Origin of the sequence: Pseudomonas sp. FP198, from assembly GCF_030687895.1 — a bacterium.
GTDB lineage: Bacteria > Pseudomonadota > Gammaproteobacteria > Pseudomonadales > Pseudomonadaceae > Aquipseudomonas.
Genome location: NZ_CP117452.1, coordinates 1,064,557 through 1,082,189, shown reverse-complemented (window position 1 = coordinate 1,082,189; position 17,633 = coordinate 1,064,557). Strand labels below are relative to the sequence as shown.

The 17,633-nt window shown below is 61.3% G+C and carries 12 protein-coding genes and 1 pseudogene; 6 read left to right on the top strand and 7 right to left on the bottom strand.

The window, feature by feature from the left end; genetic code table 11:
- Positions 1 to 31: 31 nt before the first annotated feature.
- Positions 32 to 1,186 carry a mandelate racemase family protein gene (locus tag PSH78_RS05065; RefSeq protein ID WP_305498910.1) on the bottom strand — a complete coding sequence of 385 codons (1,155 nt, stop codon included), beginning with the start codon at positions 1,184 to 1,186 and terminating at the stop codon, positions 32 to 34.
- A 262-nt stretch (positions 1,187 to 1,448) separates the two neighbouring features.
- On the opposite strand from PSH78_RS05065, the gene PSH78_RS05060 reads away from it, so the two are divergent.
- Complete coding sequence (locus tag PSH78_RS05060) at positions 1,449 to 1,865, top strand: VOC family protein (RefSeq protein ID WP_305498909.1); 417 nt, start codon at positions 1,449 to 1,451, stop codon at positions 1,863 to 1,865.
- A gap of 42 nt (positions 1,866 to 1,907) precedes the next feature.
- On the opposite strand, the gene PSH78_RS05055 is transcribed toward PSH78_RS05060, so the two are convergent.
- Entirely contained in the window at positions 1,908 to 2,279 is a 372-nt protein-coding gene (locus PSH78_RS05055; protein ID WP_305498907.1) for a PH domain-containing protein, read from the bottom strand.
- Positions 2,280 to 2,478: 199 nt separating this feature from the next.
- Between PSH78_RS05055 and PSH78_RS05050 the strand changes: the two genes are divergently transcribed.
- From PSH78_RS05050 to PSH78_RS05030, 5 genes are all read left to right on the top strand, one after another.
- Positions 2,479 to 3,474: a TRAP transporter substrate-binding protein gene (locus tag PSH78_RS05050; RefSeq protein ID WP_305498905.1), complete on the top strand. Its 996-nt coding sequence runs from the start codon at positions 2,479 to 2,481 to the stop codon at positions 3,472 to 3,474.
- A 123-nt stretch (positions 3,475 to 3,597) separates the two neighbouring features.
- A complete protein-coding gene (locus PSH78_RS05045; protein ID WP_370871062.1) occupies positions 3,598 to 4,593 on the top strand; it encodes a TRAP transporter substrate-binding protein in 996 nt (331 codons plus the stop codon).
- Between the two features lie 66 nt (positions 4,594 to 4,659).
- Positions 4,660 to 5,292, top strand: a complete 633-nt coding sequence (locus PSH78_RS05040) for a TRAP transporter small permease (protein ID WP_305498904.1) — start codon at positions 4,660 to 4,662, stop codon at positions 5,290 to 5,292.
- Positions 5,289 to 6,572: a C4-dicarboxylate TRAP transporter large permease protein DctM gene (gene dctM / locus PSH78_RS05035; RefSeq protein ID WP_305498903.1), complete on the top strand. Its 1,284-nt coding sequence runs from the start codon at positions 5,289 to 5,291 to the stop codon at positions 6,570 to 6,572. The genes PSH78_RS05040 and dctM overlap by 4 nt, the downstream gene beginning before the upstream one ends.
- Before the next feature lie 131 nt (positions 6,573 to 6,703).
- Entirely contained in the window at positions 6,704 to 8,611 is a 1,908-nt protein-coding gene (locus tag PSH78_RS05030) for an alkaline phosphatase D family protein (RefSeq protein WP_305498902.1), read from the top strand.
- Between the two features lie 54 nt (positions 8,612 to 8,665).
- On the opposite strand, the gene PSH78_RS05025 is transcribed toward PSH78_RS05030, so the two are convergent.
- The 5 genes and pseudogenes from PSH78_RS05025 to PSH78_RS05005 form a co-directional block, all read right to left on the bottom strand.
- Positions 8,666 to 9,166: a methylated-DNA--[protein]-cysteine S-methyltransferase gene (locus PSH78_RS05025; RefSeq protein ID WP_305498900.1), complete on the bottom strand. Its 501-nt coding sequence runs from the start codon at positions 9,164 to 9,166 to the stop codon at positions 8,666 to 8,668.
- Between the two features lie 164 nt (positions 9,167 to 9,330).
- Complete coding sequence (locus PSH78_RS05020) at positions 9,331 to 12,066, bottom strand: LuxR C-terminal-related transcriptional regulator (protein WP_305498899.1); 2,736 nt, start codon at positions 12,064 to 12,066, stop codon at positions 9,331 to 9,333.
- A 213-nt stretch (positions 12,067 to 12,279) separates the two neighbouring features.
- A complete protein-coding gene (locus tag PSH78_RS05015) occupies positions 12,280 to 13,644 on the bottom strand; it encodes a DUF1329 domain-containing protein (protein ID WP_305498898.1) in 1,365 nt (454 codons plus the stop codon).
- A 25-nt stretch (positions 13,645 to 13,669) separates the two neighbouring features.
- The gene (locus PSH78_RS05010; RefSeq protein ID WP_305498897.1) at positions 13,670 to 15,526 is read right to left on the bottom strand and encodes a DUF1302 domain-containing protein; all 1,857 of its coding nucleotides are present in this window, start codon (positions 15,524 to 15,526) and stop codon (positions 13,670 to 13,672) included.
- A 287-nt stretch (positions 15,527 to 15,813) separates the two neighbouring features.
- Positions 15,814 to 17,495, bottom strand: a pseudogene (locus PSH78_RS05005) (fatty acid--CoA ligase).
- Positions 17,496 to 17,633: the final 138 nt, after the last annotated feature.

Sequence of the window (17,633 nt, the reverse complement as noted above, 5' to 3'; positions counted from 1 at the left end):
CGGGCCGCTCAGCCTCGGACGCGGTGCGCCATCAGTGTCGAGACAACGTGTTGGCTTCGATATACGCGAAGTTGATGTCCTCGCCCAACCCCGGCCGATCAGACAGATGCACGTAACCGTCGGTATCCATCGGGTCGACAATACTGTTGAGGTGCGCCGGCACTTCCTCGTAATCGAGGAACGGGTGCAGCAGGCCGCGCTCGTACCACCGGCAGTTGCTGATCGCGCCCACCACCGCCAGGTTCGCCGCGCCGTTGCCGTGGACCTCGCAATCCATGCCGAACGACTCGGCCAGGTGCGCCACTTTCAGGCAAGGGCCGATACCGCCGACGCCAGCCACGCCGGCGCGCAGGATGTCACAGGACTTCTGCGTCACCCAACTGGCGCGGCTGTGGAATTTTCCGGCAATGCTTTCCGGGCCCAGCACCGGGATGTCCAGGTTGGCGGCCAGCCAGGCATATGACTCGGCGGAGTCTTCCATCATCGGTTCTTCGAACCAGGCGAAATCGAGTTTTTCCAGGGCCTTGCCGATGGTCAGTGCATCCATGCGGCTGTACCAGTGATAGCCATCGAGCATCAGGGCGATGTCCGGGCCGACCGCCTCGCGCACGGCGGCGCAGGCCTGGATGTCCATTTGCGGATTCGGCGCGAAGGAAATCGGCGGCATCCAGGTGTGCAGCTTGATCGCCTTGTAGCCGCGCTTGACGAGCTTTTCGGCGAACTGGCCGTACTCATCCGGCGTCGACAGACCGCCTGGCAAATCGTCGCCGCACATGGTCGAGCCGTAGGCCAGGACTTTGTCACGGTAACCGCCGATGAGCTTGTGCACCGGCAACTTCAGCTTGCGCCCGGCCAAGTCCCACAAGGCTTGCTCGACCAGTGCCAGCGCGCGGTCGGTGAACTGGCCGGCGCTGCCGCGCTGCCAGTGCGCAAGGTCTTGCCAGATGCTCTCACGGTCCATCGGGTCGCGGCCGATCAGCACCTTGCGCACGAACGATTCGATGATGTGTGGACGAATCAACTCGGGCGTACCGAAGGCGTAACCCTCCGAGCCATCGTCGCAGCTGATGCGCAGCAGGGCCATCTTGATCATGACTTCGTCGCCTGGATGGGCGTGGCCGGCGCTGTCCTGGGCGCGGCGCGACGGGGTGGAAAAGATTTCGACGTGAACGCCTGTGATTCTCATAGGAAGGAGCCACCGTGTGGTTATTTTTATTTGTATGTCGTCATACAACGTAGCGGATTATTCGTACGGTCACTCCAAGCTGTCAACCCTTACATTCAGGTAAATATGAGGTTTTTTTCGGATAAGCTCTATTTTTGAAAGATGACAACTTAAAATGTCGTCATACCACGCCGCTTGCCCTTGCTGATGATCGGCTCGTTTCCCCTGGGGAATTCTGGCTACAGTGACGTGGCCCATTTATGCCCGCCTTGTGGAGACTGGTATGAAAAATTTCACCATCGAGCGCATCGACCACGTCGTACTGCGCGTGACGAACATCGAGCGCAGCCTCGCCTTCTACACCTCGGTGCTCGGTTGCGAACTGAAGAAGCGGCGGGACGATCTGGGGTTGGTCCATCTCGGCGCCGGTGCGTCGATGATCGATCTGGTGGATGTCGAAGGGCCGCTCGGCCGTCAGGGTGGCGCGGCGTCGGGCAGGCAGGGGCACAACGTCGATCACTTCTGCCTGCGCGTCGAACCGTTTGACGAACAGGCCCTGCTCGCTCATCTGGGCGCAGCCGGGCTGGATGTCGAGAAGGCACAGATGCGCTATGGCGCGGAGGGGCAAGGCTGGTCGATCTATTGCTTCGACCCGGATGGCAACCAGATCGAGTTGAAGGGGCCGGCGCTGGAGCCTTGAGCTCCAGCGGGACTTACGCTGCCGGGGTGCGCTTGTATCGACTCAGACCAAAAGGTGCCGGGAAATGACCTTGGAGATTTCGACGATGCCGGTCTTGCCGGTGAACTCGAACTTCACCTTGCCCAAGGACGAAAAATAAATCTCCAGTTCGGAATCCAGATCGAAGGTGCCGGAGGTTTCCACCGAGTACGCAACGATATTCTTGTAGGGCAGCGAGGTGAAATCCTTCTTGCTGCCGGTGATGCCCTGCACGTTTACCGCGATGATGCGTTTGTTGGTGAAGACCACGCCATCGCGCATCGACTTGTAGGCGTCGATCACCTGTTCACCGTCCAGCAACAGATCCGAGACGCGTTCGGCGTACTCGTTGTTTTGCTTGAGCTTGAAGAAGCCTTTGTTGTTGAAGTCGATCATTGTTGAGTCCCTTGTTGAGTTTTTTGAAACGTCCTGTCCAGTGATCCCGGAGCCCAAGCCTGACAGGCGCGGCTGGTTCTCCTTCAGGATCCGCAACTTTCCGGCAGCCCGCACTTTTTGCTCCTAGACTTGCCAGTGTTTGCAGTTCGTCGGGGCTGGAATGAGCTCGTACGATACACATAAATCGAAGGGATACGCCATGCTCAAACCTTTATGGAAAGCGCTCATCTGCACCCTGGCTTTCAGCGCACTGGGCAGCGCCTACGCAGCCGACCCCATCGTGATCAGGTTTTCCCACGTGGTGGGCGAACAGACGCCCAAGGGCCAGGGCGCCCTGATGTTCAAGAAGCTGGCGGAGGAGCGGTTGCCGGGCAAGGTCACGGTGGAGGTTTATCCCAACTCCACACTGTATGGCGACGACAAGGAAATGGAAGCGTTGCTGCTGGGAGACGTGCAGATCATCGCGCGGTCGCTGGCCAAGTTCGAGCAGTACACCCGCAAGGTGCAGTTGTTCGACTTGCCGTTCCTGTTCGATGACATTGCCGCGGTGGACCGTTTCCAACAGAGCCCCGAGGGCCAGCAACTGCTCAAGTCCATGGAGAGCAAGAACGTCACCGGCCTGGCCTATTGGCACAACGGCATGAAGCAGCTGTCGGCGAACAAACCCCTGCGCACGCCCGAAGATGCGCGCGGCCTGGTCTTCCGTGTGCAGACCTCCGCGGTGCTGGAGGAGCAGTTCAAGGCGGTGAGCGCCAAAGGCCAACCGATGATTTTCTCGGTGGTGTATCAGGGCTTGCGTACGGGCCTGGTCAACGGCACGGAAAATACCTATTCGAATTTTTACAACCAGAAACTGCATGAGGTACAGAAATACGTTACCGAGTCCAACCACGGCATCCTGGACTACATGCTGATCACCACGTCGGACTTCTGGAACGGCCTGCCGCCGGATATCCGCGTTGAGCTGGAAAAGATCGTGGTCGAATCCACCGCTCATGCCAACAAGGAAGCGGAGCGATTCAACCAGCAGGACAAACAGCACGTCCTGGACGCCAAGACCACCGAGATCATGACCCTCACGCCGCAAGAGCGGAATGCCTGGCGAGAGAAAATGAAACCGGTATGGGCGAAGTTCGAAAAGGATATCGGCCCGGAGCTGATCAAAGCCGCCGAAGCGTCCAACAAGACGCAGTAAAGCCCTGCACTTGATGTCACAATGCCCCGGCAAGCTGTTTTTCTGCCTAGACTTGCAAGTGTCCCACCGTGCGTCGTTTTGAATGAGCCCGCACGCGAAAAACTAAAAATAAAAGGAACCCCTATGTTCAAACCTATGTGGAAAGCACTCGTCTGCACACTGGCCCTCAGCGCGTTGAGCAGCGCCATGGCGGCTGATCCGGTGATTATCAAATTCTCGCACGTGGTGGCCGAACAAACCCCCAAAGGCAAAGGCGCGTTGCTCTTCAAAAAGTTGGTGGAAGAACGGCTGCCGGGCAAGGTCAAGGTCGAGGTATATCCTAACTCGTCGCTATTCGGCGACGGCAAGGAAATGGAAGCTCTGCTCCTGGGTGACGTGCAAATGATCGCGCCATCACTCGCCAAGTTCGAGCAATACACCAAGACGGTGCAGTTGTTCGACCTGCCGTTCCTGTTTGATGACATCTCTGCCGTGGACCGTTTCCAACTGAGCCCTGAGGGCCAGAAGCTGCTCAAGTCCATGGAAAGCAAGAACATTACCGGCCTGGCTTACTGGCACAACGGCATGAAGCAACTTTCTGCCAACAAACCCCTGCGCGAACCCAAGGACGCACGCGGCCTGAAGTTTCGCGTACAGGCATCGGCAGTGCTGGAAGAACAGTTCAAGGCCGTCAACGCCAACCCGCGCAAGATGAGTTTCGCCGAGGTGTATCAAGGCCTGCAGACGGGCGTGGTCAACGGTGCGGAAAACCCCTACTCGAACATCTACAGCCAGAAAATGCATGAAGTGCAGAAGTACATCACCGAGTCCAACCATGGCTTGCTCGACTACATGCTGATCACCAACACCAAGTTCTGGAATGGCCTGCAGCCGGACGTACGCAGCGAACTGGACAAGATCCTGGTGGAAGTCACCGCCCATGTGAACAAGGAAGCGGCGCAACTGAACCAGAACGACAAGCAGCGCATCCTTGATGCCAAGACCACCGAGATCATTACCCTCACGCCTGAAGAACGCAACGCATGGCGCGACAAGATGAAACCGGTCTGGAAGAAGTTCGAAGGTGACATCGGCGCTGACCTGATCCAAGCCGCCGAAGCCTCCAACAAGGCTCAGTAATGGGTTGGTCGGCGCTGCCGCCGTGGCAGCGCCGACCTGTCGTCCTCCCTGCAGGAGATGCCATCCATGAACGCCCTTCGGCGCACCTGGGAACATTTCGAGGAAGGTTTCATTGCCTTCCTTCTGGCCGCCATGACGTTGGTCACTTTCGTCTACGTGGTCCTCAATAACCTTTATGCAGTGTTCTACAGCCTTGGCGATAACTGGCCAGCCGCCAGCGAACCGATGTTCGCCATTGGCGACGGCATCATGGGCATGGCCCAGGCCATGACCTGGAGCAGCGCGCTGACCAAGGCGCTGTTTGGCTGGCTGATTTTCTTTGGCCTGTCGTATGGCGTGCGCACGGCCGGGCACATCGGCGTCGACGCGTTGGTGAAACTGGCGAGCAAACCGCTGCAGCGCATTATCGGCGTGATCGCCTGCCTGTGCTGCCTGGCCTACGCCGGGTTGCTGGCCGTAGCGAGTTACGAATGGATCAATACCTTGATGATTGCCCAGATCGGCGCGGAAGACCTCGGCCATTTCGGCATCATGCAATGGCACGTAGGGCTGATCGTGCCAGTAGGTTTTGCCTTGGTGTTTATCCGCTTCGCGGAAATCCTGGTGCGCATCCTGATGAACCGTCAGACGGGCCTGGGGCTGGCCGATGAAGCGGCCGAAGCGATCAAACTGACCGAGATCGAGGAAGACAAGCCATGACCATTGCCTTCCTCTTTCTCGCGCTGTTCGTGCTGATGTTCATTGGCGTGCCCATCGCCATTTCCCTCGGGCTGGCCGGTTCGCTGACGATCATCTTCTTCAGCCCCGACTCCGTGCGCTCCCTGGCAATCAAGCTGTTCGAGACATCCGAGCACTACACCCTACTGGCGATTCCGTTCTTCCTGCTGGCCGGTGCGTTCATGACCACAGGTGGCGTGGCGCGACGGTTGATCGACTTTGCCAACGCCTGCGTCGGACACGTCCGCGGTGGCCTGGCGATTGCGGCGGTGCTGGCGTGCATGCTGTTTGCCGCGTTGTCCGGTTCCAGTCCCGCGACGGTGGCAGCGGTGGGTTCGATTGCCATCGCCGGCATGGTGCGCTCAGGTTATCCGCAGGCGTTTGGTGCCGGTATCGTCTGCAACGCCGGGACCCTGGGCATCCTGATTCCGCCGTCGATCGTCATGGTGGTGTATGCCGCCGCGACCGAAACCTCGGTAGGCAAACTGTTCATGGCCGGTGTGATACCGGGCCTGCTACTGGGTTTCTTCTTGATGGTGGCGATCTATATCGTCGCGGTTAAGAAAAAACTCCCGGCGATGCCTCGGGCGACGCTGCGGGAATGGCTGAGCACGGCACGCCAGGCGATCTGGGGCTTGCTGCTGATGGTCATCATCCTCGGCGGGATCTATTCGGGGATGTTCACACCCACCGAAGCAGCAGCAGTGGCGGCGGTCTACTCAGCGTTTATCGCGCTGTTCGTCTACAAGGACCTGACGTTCCGCGAAACCCCCAAGGTGCTGCTGGAGTCGGCCAAGCTGAGCATCATGCTGATGTTCATCATCGCCAACGCCATGCTCTTCGCCCACGTGCTGACCACCGAGCAACTGCCGCAGCAAATCACTGCGTGGGTGATCGAGGCCGGGCTGACGCCAGTAACGTTCCTGCTGGTGGTCAACATTGTGCTGCTGATTGCCGGTGCGTTCATGGAGCCGTCGGCGATCATCCTGATCCTGGCGCCGATCCTGTTCCCTATCGCCATGAAGCTGGGCATCGACCCGATCCACTTGGGGATCATCATGGTGGTGAACCTGGAGATCGGGCTGATCACGCCGCCGGTGGGCTTGAATCTGTTCGTCACTTCGGCGGTGACCGGCATGTCGCTGACGGCCACCATCCGTGCAGCCATGCCGTGGCTGATGATTCTGCTGGCGTTCCTGGTGCTGATTACCTATGTACCGTGGATCTCGCTCGCGCTGCCTAACTGGTTGGGGATGAGCTGATTATTCCGAGCTGAACATACCGCCCTGTGGTGAGGGAGCAATGCTCCATTGCCGCAGGTGCGCATGCCCCCTCCCAGCGTGCGCATGCGTTATGATCCCTGCTTTATTCTGAAGCAGAGCTTTTCCCACGCATGTTGCCGGCCCCTTCCGATACCCCGATCACCCTCCCCCCCGTCCTTGTCGGCCCGCTCTTGCGACGACTGGAGCCGACGCGGCTGGTGATGTGGCTGGTGGGGACACGAGCGTTGGTGTTGACGCTGAGTATCGACGGCGTCGGCGACCTGGCGCTGGATGCGTCGCGCTGCACCGTGGTGCCGGTGGGGCAACGAGCGTTTGTGCATTTGATCGATGTGACACTCGATATGCCCCTGCCCCAGGACGTGGCGATTGACTACGACCTGCTGGTGGACGGCGCCCCCATCGCCGAGTGGGCGCCGCATCTGTTGTATGGCGATGGCAGACGTCCGAGCTTCATGCTGCATTCGCGTATCGAACAGCTGGTCCACGGCTCCTGCCGCAAGCCTCATTACCCGGCCAATGATGGTCTGCTCTGTGTCGATCGCTTGTTGGCGCAGTCTCCCGAACAGCGTCCGGCATTGCTGATGATGAGCGGCGACCAGGTGTACGCCGACGATGTCGCCGGGCCGATGTTGCGGGCGATTCATGCCCTGATCGAGCGCTTGGGCCTGTTCGAGGAGTGCCTGGAAGGTGCGGTGGTGGAGGACAGCGCCAGACTCTACCAACACCCGGCCAGTTATTATCACCGCGCGGATCTGTTACCGGCACTGGAGAGCAACGAAACTCTGCGCGAACGCTTTTTCGGCGGGGCGCGCAAGCCGATCTTCACCAGCAGCAGCGCCGACAACCATCTGGTGACCTTCGCCGAAGTCATGGCAATGTACCTGCTGGTGTGGTCGCCCGTGCCGTGGACGCTGATCGATCCACAACCGCCTGAATTGACCGCCGAACGGCGCCAGCGCTACGACCTTGAACAGCAGCGCATCGAGGCATTCAAGACTGGGCTGGATGGCGTGGCACGGGTGTTTGCCCATCTGTCGTGCCTGATGATTTTCGACGATCACGACATCACCGATGACTGGAATCTGTCCGCGCAATGGGAGGAAACGGCCTACGGCCATCCCTTCTCCAAACGCATCATCGGCAACGCGCTGATCGCCTACCTGCTCTGCCAAGGCTGGGGCAACAACCCGGATGCCTTTGGCGAAGTGATCGAGCAGACCATGGCCTTGAGCGACACCGCCCGGGACCGCTACATCGACAGCGGGCCCCAGGATGCGTTGATCGACACCCTGCTCGGTTTCCAGCAATGGCATTACGTGTTGCCGAGCACGCCGGCGTTGGTGGTGCTCGACACCCGCACCCGTCGCTGGCGCAGCGAGAACAGCCTCAAGCAGCCGTCGGGCCTGCTGGACTGGGAAGCCCTGAGCGAACTGCAGCAGGAACTGCTGGACCATCCCTCGGCGATCATCGTCTCGCCGGCGCCGATCTTTGGCGTCAAGCTGATCGAGACCGTGCAGCGGCTGTTCAGCTGGTGCGGCTACCCGCTGTTGGTGGATGCGGAGAACTGGATGGCCCACCGTGGCGCGGCCCAGGTGATCCTGAATATTTTCCGCCACTCGCGCACGCCCGGAAGCTACGTGGTGTTGTCCGGCGATGTGCATTATTCCTTCGTCTATGAGGTGCTGATCCCGCACCGCAAGGGCGGCCCACGGGTCTGGCAGATCACCAGCAGCGGTATCAAGAACGAGTTCCCGCCGGCGCTGCTGGAATGGTTCGATCGCCTGAACCGCTGGCTCTATTCACCCCGCTCGCCGTTGAACTGGTTCACCAAGCGCCGCAGCATGCGCATCGTCCCCCATGTCCCGGAACACGCCGAAGCCGGGGAACGGCTGTGGAACTCGGCGGGGATCGGCCAGGTGTTTTTCAACGAACAGGGGCAACCGGCGCAGATCTACCAGCACAACGCCAACGGCAAGCCGCCCACGCGCATGCTCGCGCCGAAGTCGCCCTTGAGCTGAACGGCTACTTTCGCGAGCAGGCTCGCTGCTACAGGGATTGGGCAGGGTCAGGGTTCAGAACGTCAGTTGCAGGCTCTGTTGGCCTTCGAGGCTCAGCAGGAACTGTTTGGCGGCAAGGCCGCCGGCAAAACCGGTGAGGCTGCCGGAGGTGCCGATGACCCGATGGCAGGGCGCGATGATCGAGATGGGATTGCGTCCGTTGGCGGCACCGACCGCGCGCGTCGCGGTCGGTTGGCCGATCTGGATGGCAATGTCGCGATAGCTGCGGGTTTCGCCGAACGGGATGGTCAGCAGAGCCTGCCAGACCCGCACCTGGAAGTCGGTGCCGGCGAAATCCAGTTCCAGTTCGAAACGGCGGCGTTGGCCAGAGAAATATTCCAGCAGTTGACGCTCGGTTTCCTTGAGTGTCGGATGATCACTGTCCGGCTCCAACGGTCCGAGGCGCACCCGATTGAGCCGCTCGTTCTGCCACAGGATGGCCGCCAGCTTCGTGCCGCGGGCGACAAGGATCAGCTCGCCTACGGGGGATTGGATGGTTTGGTACAGGGGCAGCATTCAAGTGGTTCCTTGGCTCACGCTCATTGGCTTTTGTGGCGAGGGGATTTATCCCCGCTGAGTTGCGGAGCAACTCATAGCTTGCCACACCGCGCTGTCAGGTCTCAGGGCCGCTTCGCGCCCCAGCGGGAGCAAGCTCCCTCGCCACGGGTCAAGTAAAGAACTCAGCCCAACAACCCCAAGGCCTTCGCCCGCGCCACGGCCTGGGTGCGGCGTTCGACCCCGAGTTTGCTGTTGATATGGCTGGCATGGGTTTTTACCGTGTGCAGCGAGATGAACAACTGCTCGCTTATTTCCTGGTTGGAACAGCCCTGGGCGATCAGCTGCAGCACTGCCCTCTCGCGGCTGCTGAGGGTTTCGACCGGGACCGAGGGTTCGATCGCTGGCGTCGCGGCCGACGGCAAGCATTCGAGCAAGTGCTGACGCACGTCGCTGGGCGGCGCGTGCAGCAACTGTTCGCGCAACCATTCACGATGCTCCCGAAACAACCATTCGAAAGGCTGCAACACGCCGCCGATGGCGGCATCGAACGCCTGGGCCAGGGTGCTGCGGGCCTCGGGTTCGCGGCCCAGGCGCAGCAGCAAGGCCACCTTCTGGTTGAGCACCATCACACTGAGCATCTGCCGCCCGGTTTGCTGGGCGTGCTCAAGCAAGGCATCGAGGCGCCCCTCGGCCTGCATCGGTTGGCCCTTTATGGATTCCAGCAACGCCTGCTGCAGCTCGACATGCAACGGCAACTGCGGGTGGAATTCCGGTGGCGCGGCGGCCCGTTCGCCGGTGTAGGTCTGGCCCAGCCGCGCCAGCCAGGCTTCGGCCAGCTCGGTACGGCCCTGGGCCAGCCAGAGCTCGCATTTGACCAGGGTAATCATCGCCAGGTAGTAGACCGGTGGCACATCCCAGATGTGCATCAGCCGCTCGGCCTCGGCCAGCTCGGCGAAGGCCCGGGCGAATTCGCCGTTATAGCCTTCGACCCGGGCAATCACGCAGTGGCCGATCAACACGCTGATATCGCGGCAGGCCCGGGCTTCGGTCAGGCCGGCCTGCAGCCGTGTCAATCCGGCCTGGGACTGCATGCGCAGCGTCAACAGGAAACCCTCGTACAGCACCAATCGCGCGCGCACCGCATACAGCCGTTGCGGCGACAATCCATGCAGCCGCTGCAACCCTTGCTTCACTTCATCGAGCGCGCGCAGGATCTCCCCTCGCGCCTGCAACACCCGCGCACGATCGTAATGGGCCAGCGCCTCGAACAACGGATTGCCGACCCGCTGCGCCAGTTCGAGGGAGTCGCGGTTCAGCGCGCGGGCGCGCCACAGGTCACCGTCGGCAATCGCCAGGTTCGACAGGGTGGACAAGCACATCAGGCGCTGGCCATAGCGTTTCTGCGGCAGGCTTTCCAGGGCTTCGGTGCAATAGCGCAGCGTGGCCTCCCGGTCGCCACGCCCGCGGGCGACGATGCCGCTCAGGGCCAGCCACTGGGCGAGCATGGATTTTTGCGCGGTGGCCGACGGCGCCGGCAGGAAGCGACTCAAGTGGGCAGCCAGTTCCTCGGCGGCATCCAGCTGGCTGGCCAGGCCCAACGCCCAGCTGTAGAGCACGATCAGCCGTGGAGTGCTGATGAGCAGGCTGTCGGGCAGGTCCATTTTCCAGCGCAGCAACATGCCGACGTTCTGCTCGGCCAGCAGTTGTTCTTCCGAAAGGTTCTGCACCAGGTTCGCCGCCACGTCCAGGTGCCCGGCACGCAACGCCTGTTCCACGGCTTCGTCGATCAGGCCCTGGGCATTGAACCAGCGACAGGCGCGCAAGTGCAGAGTCGCGGCCGGCACCATGGCCGGTGCGCTGGGGCGGCTGCGCAACAGGTCGGAAAACAGGTGGTGGTAGCGATACCAGTGGCCGTGCTCGTCCAGCGGCACCAGAAAAACCTGGTGGGCGGCCAGGTACTGAAGAATTTCGTGACTGTCATGGGCGTCGCGCACCGCATCGCACAGTTCGCTGCAAAAGCGCTCCTGTGGCGCGATGTCGTAGAGAAACGCCTGCACCTCGGGCGGCAGGCAATCGATGACTTCTTCGAGCAGATAATCGCGAATCAGCCCTTCACCGCCATGCAGCGCCTGGGGCAGCCGGCCTTCGCTACCGGCCTCGGAAGCGGCCAGCAGCCAGAAACGCAGCCCGGCGACCCAGCCTTCGCTGCGCTGGATCAGGCTCTCCAGTGCCTCGCCACGCAGCGAGCTGCTGTGGTGCTGGAGCAAGGTCAACGCCTCGTCATGGGTCAGGCGCAGGTCCTGCTCGTTGAGTTCGAGCAATTGCCGCGACAGGCGCAGGCGCGCCAGGTGCCAGTCCGGGCGCTGGCGGCTGGTGACCAGCACCAGCAAACCCTCGGGCAGGTGATTGAGGAAAAACTGTAGGCAACGATCCAGCACCGGGCTCTGGGCCAGGTGGTAATCGTCGAGTACCAGCAACAGCGGGGCGCGGGAGGAAAGGTGGCTGGACAGTTCATCCAGCAAGCCGTCGAGCCACTCCTCGAAAGCAAAGGGCTGGTGCCGCTGGCGCATCTTCAGCAGGCCCAACGCCCGTCCGCCCAGCTGCGCATAAAAGGCCTGGAGCCCTTCGAGCAGCCGCTCCAGGAAGCGGCCCGGGTCGTTGTCCCGGGCACTGAGCCCCAACCAGAGACTTCGCCAATGGGCCGGCAGGCTCTGGCAGAACTCCACCGCCAGGGAGCTTTTGCCGAACCCCGCCGGTGCACTCACCAGCAGCAAGCGACCGCCGAGCCCAGCGCTCAGACGCTCGCACAACCGCGGCCGCGGGACGTGACCGTCGGGCAAGGGCGGGCGGTAGAAACGCCCGTCCTGTACCGCGATGGCTGCGCGGGCAGAATCCGCAGGTGAAGACAAATCAGTCATGGCCGGCTCTTGTTGGAATGCGGGTGGCGGCGTTGCAGATGTCCGCAGACTAGCGGTAAACGAGGAGGTATTGAAGGGAGTGCTACAAATGGCTACAAAAAGGCTACAAGCGGTTGGCCGCTATTGTGGCCAGGGAGCTTTTTTTCAGGCCAAAAAAAAACGCCCCGAACCAGCCGGGGCGTTTTTTCGAGGATGCGGCCTCGGGTGGAGCGTTTAGCGGATGCCGTCCTGACGCAGGGCGTTAGGCGTGAAGTCGGCGGTGCTGGCGGTGAAGCCGAAGTCATAGGCCGATTTTTCTTCGTTTTTCATGCCCAGGGCCAGGTAGCGACCGGACTGCAGGTCGTAGATGGTTTCCAGGGCATACCACGGCACTTGCTTGTCGTAGTAGTTCTCGGCATGGGCCTCGGCCACGCGCCACAGTTGGCCACGGCCGTCGTAGTGATCGATGACCGCGGCTTGCCAGGTATCTTCGTCGATGTAGAAGTCACGCTTGGCGTAGATGTGGCGCTGGCCTTCCTTCAGGGTCGCGGTCACGTGCCAGACACGACGCAGCTCGTAGCGCGTCAGGTCCTGGTTGATGTGGCCGGCCTTGATGATGTCCGCGTACTTGAGCTGCGGCGAATCGATCTTGTGGCTGTTGGAGGCGATGTACAGCTCTTTTTTGCCTTCAAGCTTCCAGTCGTAGCGGTCCGGCGCACCGTTGTACATGTCCAGGTTGTCGGAGGTACGCAAGCCATCGGCGGCGGTACCCGGGCCGTCATAGGACACTTGCGGGGCGCGACGCACACGGCGCTGGCCGGCGTTGTAGACCCACGCCGAACGCGGTTCCTTCACCTGGTCGAGGGTTTCGTGGACCAACAGCACGCCGCCGGCCAGACGCGCCGGCGCGGTCACTTGCTGCTTGAAGTAGAACAGGATGTTGCCAGGGTTGGCCGGGTCGAAATCCTTCATCTTGTCGCGGAACACGAACTGGTCACGGAAGTACACCAGGCTGTAGGAGCCGTTGGGCTGCGGCGTGGCCTGGGTCACCAGGCGTGTCACGCTGCCGCCGCGATAGCGGGTGATGTGGTTCCAGATCACCTCGACGCCGCTCTGGGGAATCGGGAACGGCACGGCCGTCTCGAAATTCTCCAGACCGTTGCCACCGGACACCAGTTTGGTGTTGAGCGCGTTTTTCTTGATGGAGGCAAACACTTCGTCCGGCACGGTAGCGCCGCGATGGGTCGGGTAGACCGGCATCTTGAAGCTTTCCGGGTAGCGCTTGAACATCGCGTACTGGCCGGGCGCAAGCTTGGCCTTGTACTGCTCGACGTTCTGCGCGGTGATGGTGAACAGCGGCTTCTCACTGGCGTACGGGTCGGAGAGGAAACCTTTACCGTCGACGCTGCCGGCGTTCTTGGCCATGGGTTTCCAGGCGGAAATCGAACCATCGGCGTTGCCGGCCATTTCGGCGCCCATCGGCGTCAGGCTCTTGCCCAGTTTGTCGGCTTCGGCGGCAGGCACGGCGGCCATGACGCTGGCCGCCAACAGCGACAGCCCCAGCACACCGACTTGCAACAGATTCTTGGTTATTTTCATAGTGTGTCGTCCTGAAATACGGTGCTTAGAAGTTCACGCCGACGCTGAGCGCCAGGAAGTCGCGATCATCCACGGTGCTGTAGTCGCCACCAAAGAAATTGGTGTAGGCCAGGCTCGCGTTGTAAGTGTTCTGGTACTCGGCATCCAGCCCGAGGCTGACGGCTTTGCGGCCTTCCTCGAAGTTGGCGCCAGGACCTGGCGAGTAGCCCTTGACGTCATGGGACCAGGCCACGTTGGGCTTGAGGTTCACACCGGCGAAGACATCCGGGTATTCCCAGATGGCGCGAGCGCGGTAGCCCCACGAGGTCGACGTGGTGAAGCCGTCGTTGTTGCAGTTGCTGTTCACCCCGCTGATGGTCTGGCCGCCACCTGCCGCGGTCGAGGTGTTCAGGGTATTGCAGAAGCCGTTGGGCAGTTCGCCCGGGCCGAACACCGGATCACGGCCGTAGCGCGCTTCGGAGCGGCTTTCCAGGCCGCCAACGTGGGTCACGCCCAACTCGCCGACGAGGGTCAGCCGGCTGGCGCCCATGACCTGGTCGAGAAAGTGGGTGAAGGTGGTCTGGAACTGGGTGATTTCCTTGCGGCGATAGCCATGCAGGTCCTGACCCGGCGCGCCGTCCAGTACGGAGGCGTTACCAAAGCCCGGAATTGGCGTGACACCGGCGAACAGGATATCGGTGGTGCTCAGTTGTACCGGAGCGTTCGGCCGGTAGCTCAGCTCACCACTCCACGCGGTGCCGGTGGGCAATGTGGTGGAAAAGCTCAGGCCATAGAGCCGGATGTCTTCCGGGTACTCGACGAAGTAGTTCGAGTTACCGGCCACGATCACCGGACGCAATGCGGCCAACGGCCCCAGCGGCTGGGTATAGAACCGTGACGCGGCGCCGGTGGCGCTGAAGATTGGCGCCCGGCTGTGGTAGTTCATGAAGTAGGCGCCGAACTCGGTGTCCAGCGGCTCGAAGTTGTATTTGAACGACAGGCCCCACTGGCCGCTGTCACGAGCATCACGGTCGGGACCACGGCGAACCAGCACGCCCTCCTCGTTCACGTTGACGCCCAACGCTGTCAGGGTCGGCAAGGCTGCGCCCGGAATCCGCGAACGTTTGTTCAAGACGCGCAGGTTGTCGTCACAACCGTCGGCGATGACGTCCGGCTGCGAGAAGAACGTGCCGCAGTTGTCGACGACAGTCTGGTCCCATTCCAGTTGGTAGAACGCTTCGGCCGACAGGTTGTCGGTCAGGCTCTGGGACACGTAGAACATGTTGACCGGGATCAGCCCTTCCTTGACCTCGGCGCCGGGGCGACGGAACGCGGACACGTCGACCGGGTTGATAGCGTTGATACCGCCCTGGATAAAGGTACTTTCACCCCAGCTGACCACTTGCTTGCCGAGGCGGACCGAGCCCGGCTGATCGGCGATATCGTAGTTGTGGTAGACGAACGCATCGAGGATCTGCCCGCCGGACGACTTGGCGCCTTCCTTGCGATTGCTGTCGCTGATGTCCTTGTACAGGCGGTTTTCGTCCTTGAGCTCGAAGTCGTACCAGTACTTGCCACGTACAAACACACCGGTGTCGCCGTACTTCAGCTCCAGGTCATGGATACCCTTGAAGATCTTCGAGAAGGTTTCCCCGCGCTTGAAGTTCAAGTGACCGTCGTCGGAGGTCTGGGACAGGCCCTTGCCACCGTTGTTGACGCCGATCAGGTCGCGGTTGGCCTTGGCCGTGGACCAGCTTGCGCCGACCGACAGGGCCGAGTCGAACTGGCCTTCGATTTCACCGATGTTGAAGCTGACGCCGAATGCCGGGCCGGCGAGCGAAGAGGCAAGACTGACGGCCAGAGGCAGTTTTGCCCGGCGCCAGAAAGTGTTTGCTGAGGTCATCGACGCAACTCCATGTGTTTTATTGTTATGGCAGTGGGCATTTCCGGAAACCCTTCGCCGTGCTGGCACGCGCGTCCCATTCCGAAAATCCTTGAGCGGACTATAGCCAGCAGGTAGTACGGCTTGATCCCTCTAAAGTGTGATTTGCAGCCTTCGACCACTCTGGAACAGTCCTTCGCCAGGCCGACGGATGTCGGCACGGCAAGGATGGCTGAAATTTCCGGTTTGACAAGACAAGCGCTTGCCGGGTGGGCCTGCCGTGCCCTTTTCAGGCACGGCGGGTACGCTCAGAGCGTCGAGAGGAAGGTGCTGTTGTTGCTCTGCCATTCGCTGATGTCGACGCGGATGCGCTTCTTGTCGAGCTTGCCGACGCTGGTCTTGGGAATTTCCGTAACAAGGGCAATCTGGCTCGGGATCGCCCACTTGCTCAAGTGCCCCAGTTCGACAAACGGCTTGAGGTGCTCCTTGAGCTCGCGAGCCCCGAGCTGGTGTCCTTCGCGAATGACCAGCAAGGCGAACGGGCGCTCCCCCCACTGCGGGTCAGGGATGCCGACCACTGCTACTTCGCGTACCGCCGCATGACGGCTGATGAGGTCTTCCAGGTCCAGGGACGAGATCCATTCGCCGCCGGTCTTGATCACGTCCTTGATCCGGTCGCGGATGTCGATGAAGCCCATGCCGTCGAGCGTGGCGACGTCGCCGGGTGTGCAGCCAGCCGCCCTTCCAGAGCTCGGCGCCTTTCTGCGGTTCGTTGAAATAACCTTCGGTGAGCCACGGCGCGCGCAGCCAGTTCGCCCTGGGTCTCGCCGTCCGCGGGCAGAAAACGACCTTCGCCGTCGACGATCGCTGCTTCCACCAACGGCCCCGGCACGCCGGCCTTGATCCGGTAGGTGATGCGTTCGTCTTCACCGCCGGCCATCAGCTCGTCGTTGAGGTGTGCGCAGGACACCAGCGGCCCGGTTTCGGACATGCCGTAGGCGGCGGTGAGCTGGATGCCCTTGGCCTTGGCCGCCTCGTACAGGCTGCGGTTGAGGGCGCTGCCACCGATGACGATTTTCCAGCCGCCGAAATCGGTTTGCTGGGCGCCCTTGGCGTTGAGGACCATCTGCAGAATGGTCGGCACGCAATGGGAAAAGGTGACCTTTTCCTTGCGCCACAGCTCGACCAGGAACTCCGGATCGTAACGCCCGGGGTAGACCTGCTTGAGCCCGAGCATGGTCGCTACATACGGCAGGCCCCAGGCATGCACGTGAAACATCGGCGTGATTGGCATGTACACATCGTTGGTGCCCAATAGCCGCACGCTGTCGATGGAACCCATGATGGTCGACACGCCCAGGGTGTGCAGCACCAGTTGCCGATGGGTGAAGTACACGCCCTTGGGATTACCCGTGGTGCCGGTGGTGTAGAACGTGGTGGCGACGGAGTTCTCGTCGAAATCCTGGAAATCATGAGTCGGGCTGGCGGCGGCCAGCAGTTGCTCATACTCGCCCACGAGGTCCGGCAGGTCGGCGGTCTTGTCCGCCAGGTCGGTCAGCAGCAGCGTCTTCTTTACCGTGGTCAGTTGGCCGGCGATCGCCTGGTAGAGGCCGACGAACTCGCTGTTGACCAGCACGAAGCGGTCCTCGGCGTGGTTCATGGTGTAGAGGATCTGCTCCGGTGACAGGCGCACGTTGATGGTGTGGATCACCGCGCCGATCATCGGGATCGCGAACATGCATTCCAGGTAGCGATGACTGTCCCAGTCCATCACCGCAACGGTGTCACCGGCCTTCACCCCGGCCTCGGTCAGCACGTTGGCCAGCTGCGCGACGCGCTCGATCAGCGTCGGATAGCTGTAGCGCAACTGGTCGCGGTAGATGATCTCGCGGGTTTTCTCGTAACGCGCACCGGACATCAGCAGCCGTTTGATCAGCAACGGGTATTGGTAGGCGCCTTCGGCTGGAGGGATAACGCGAGTCTGCAACATAAGGGTCCCTTTTCTGACTGCACGGTCTTGGCTGGAAGGTAAGCACTCTAAAGTGCCTGCCCGCGGATCAAATCAGCCGAAGGAATGATTTGATCCGCCCGCAAATACTAGCCTTGAGCCATCTCAGGGACATGTTCA

What these genes read in the sequence shown, in the direction of transcription:
- PSH78_RS05065 (WP_305498910.1), bottom strand. Translation starts at nt 1,186, where the DNA reads ATGAGAATCACAGGCGTTCACGTCGAAATCTTTTCCACCCCGTCGCGC.
- PSH78_RS05060 (WP_305498909.1), top strand. Translation starts at nt 1,449, where the DNA reads ATGAAAAATTTCACCATCGAGCGCATCGACCACGTCGTACTGCGCGTG.
- PSH78_RS05055 (WP_305498907.1), bottom strand. Translation starts at nt 2,279, where the DNA reads ATGATCGACTTCAACAACAAAGGCTTCTTCAAGCTCAAGCAAAACAAC.
- PSH78_RS05050 (WP_305498905.1), top strand. Translation starts at nt 2,479, where the DNA reads ATGCTCAAACCTTTATGGAAAGCGCTCATCTGCACCCTGGCTTTCAGC.
- PSH78_RS05045 (WP_370871062.1), top strand. Translation starts at nt 3,598, where the DNA reads ATGTTCAAACCTATGTGGAAAGCACTCGTCTGCACACTGGCCCTCAGC.
- PSH78_RS05040 (WP_305498904.1), top strand. Translation starts at nt 4,660, where the DNA reads ATGAACGCCCTTCGGCGCACCTGGGAACATTTCGAGGAAGGTTTCATT.
- dctM (WP_305498903.1), top strand. Translation starts at nt 5,289, where the DNA reads ATGACCATTGCCTTCCTCTTTCTCGCGCTGTTCGTGCTGATGTTCATT.
- PSH78_RS05030 (WP_305498902.1), top strand. Translation starts at nt 6,704, where the DNA reads ATGTTGCCGGCCCCTTCCGATACCCCGATCACCCTCCCCCCCGTCCTT.
- PSH78_RS05025 (WP_305498900.1), bottom strand. Translation starts at nt 9,166, where the DNA reads ATGCTGCCCCTGTACCAAACCATCCAATCCCCCGTAGGCGAGCTGATC.
- PSH78_RS05020 (WP_305498899.1), bottom strand. Translation starts at nt 12,066, where the DNA reads ATGACTGATTTGTCTTCACCTGCGGATTCTGCCCGCGCAGCCATCGCG.
- PSH78_RS05015 (WP_305498898.1), bottom strand. Translation starts at nt 13,644, where the DNA reads ATGAAAATAACCAAGAATCTGTTGCAAGTCGGTGTGCTGGGGCTGTCG.
- PSH78_RS05010 (WP_305498897.1), bottom strand. Translation starts at nt 15,526, where the DNA reads ATGACCTCAGCAAACACTTTCTGGCGCCGGGCAAAACTGCCTCTGGCC.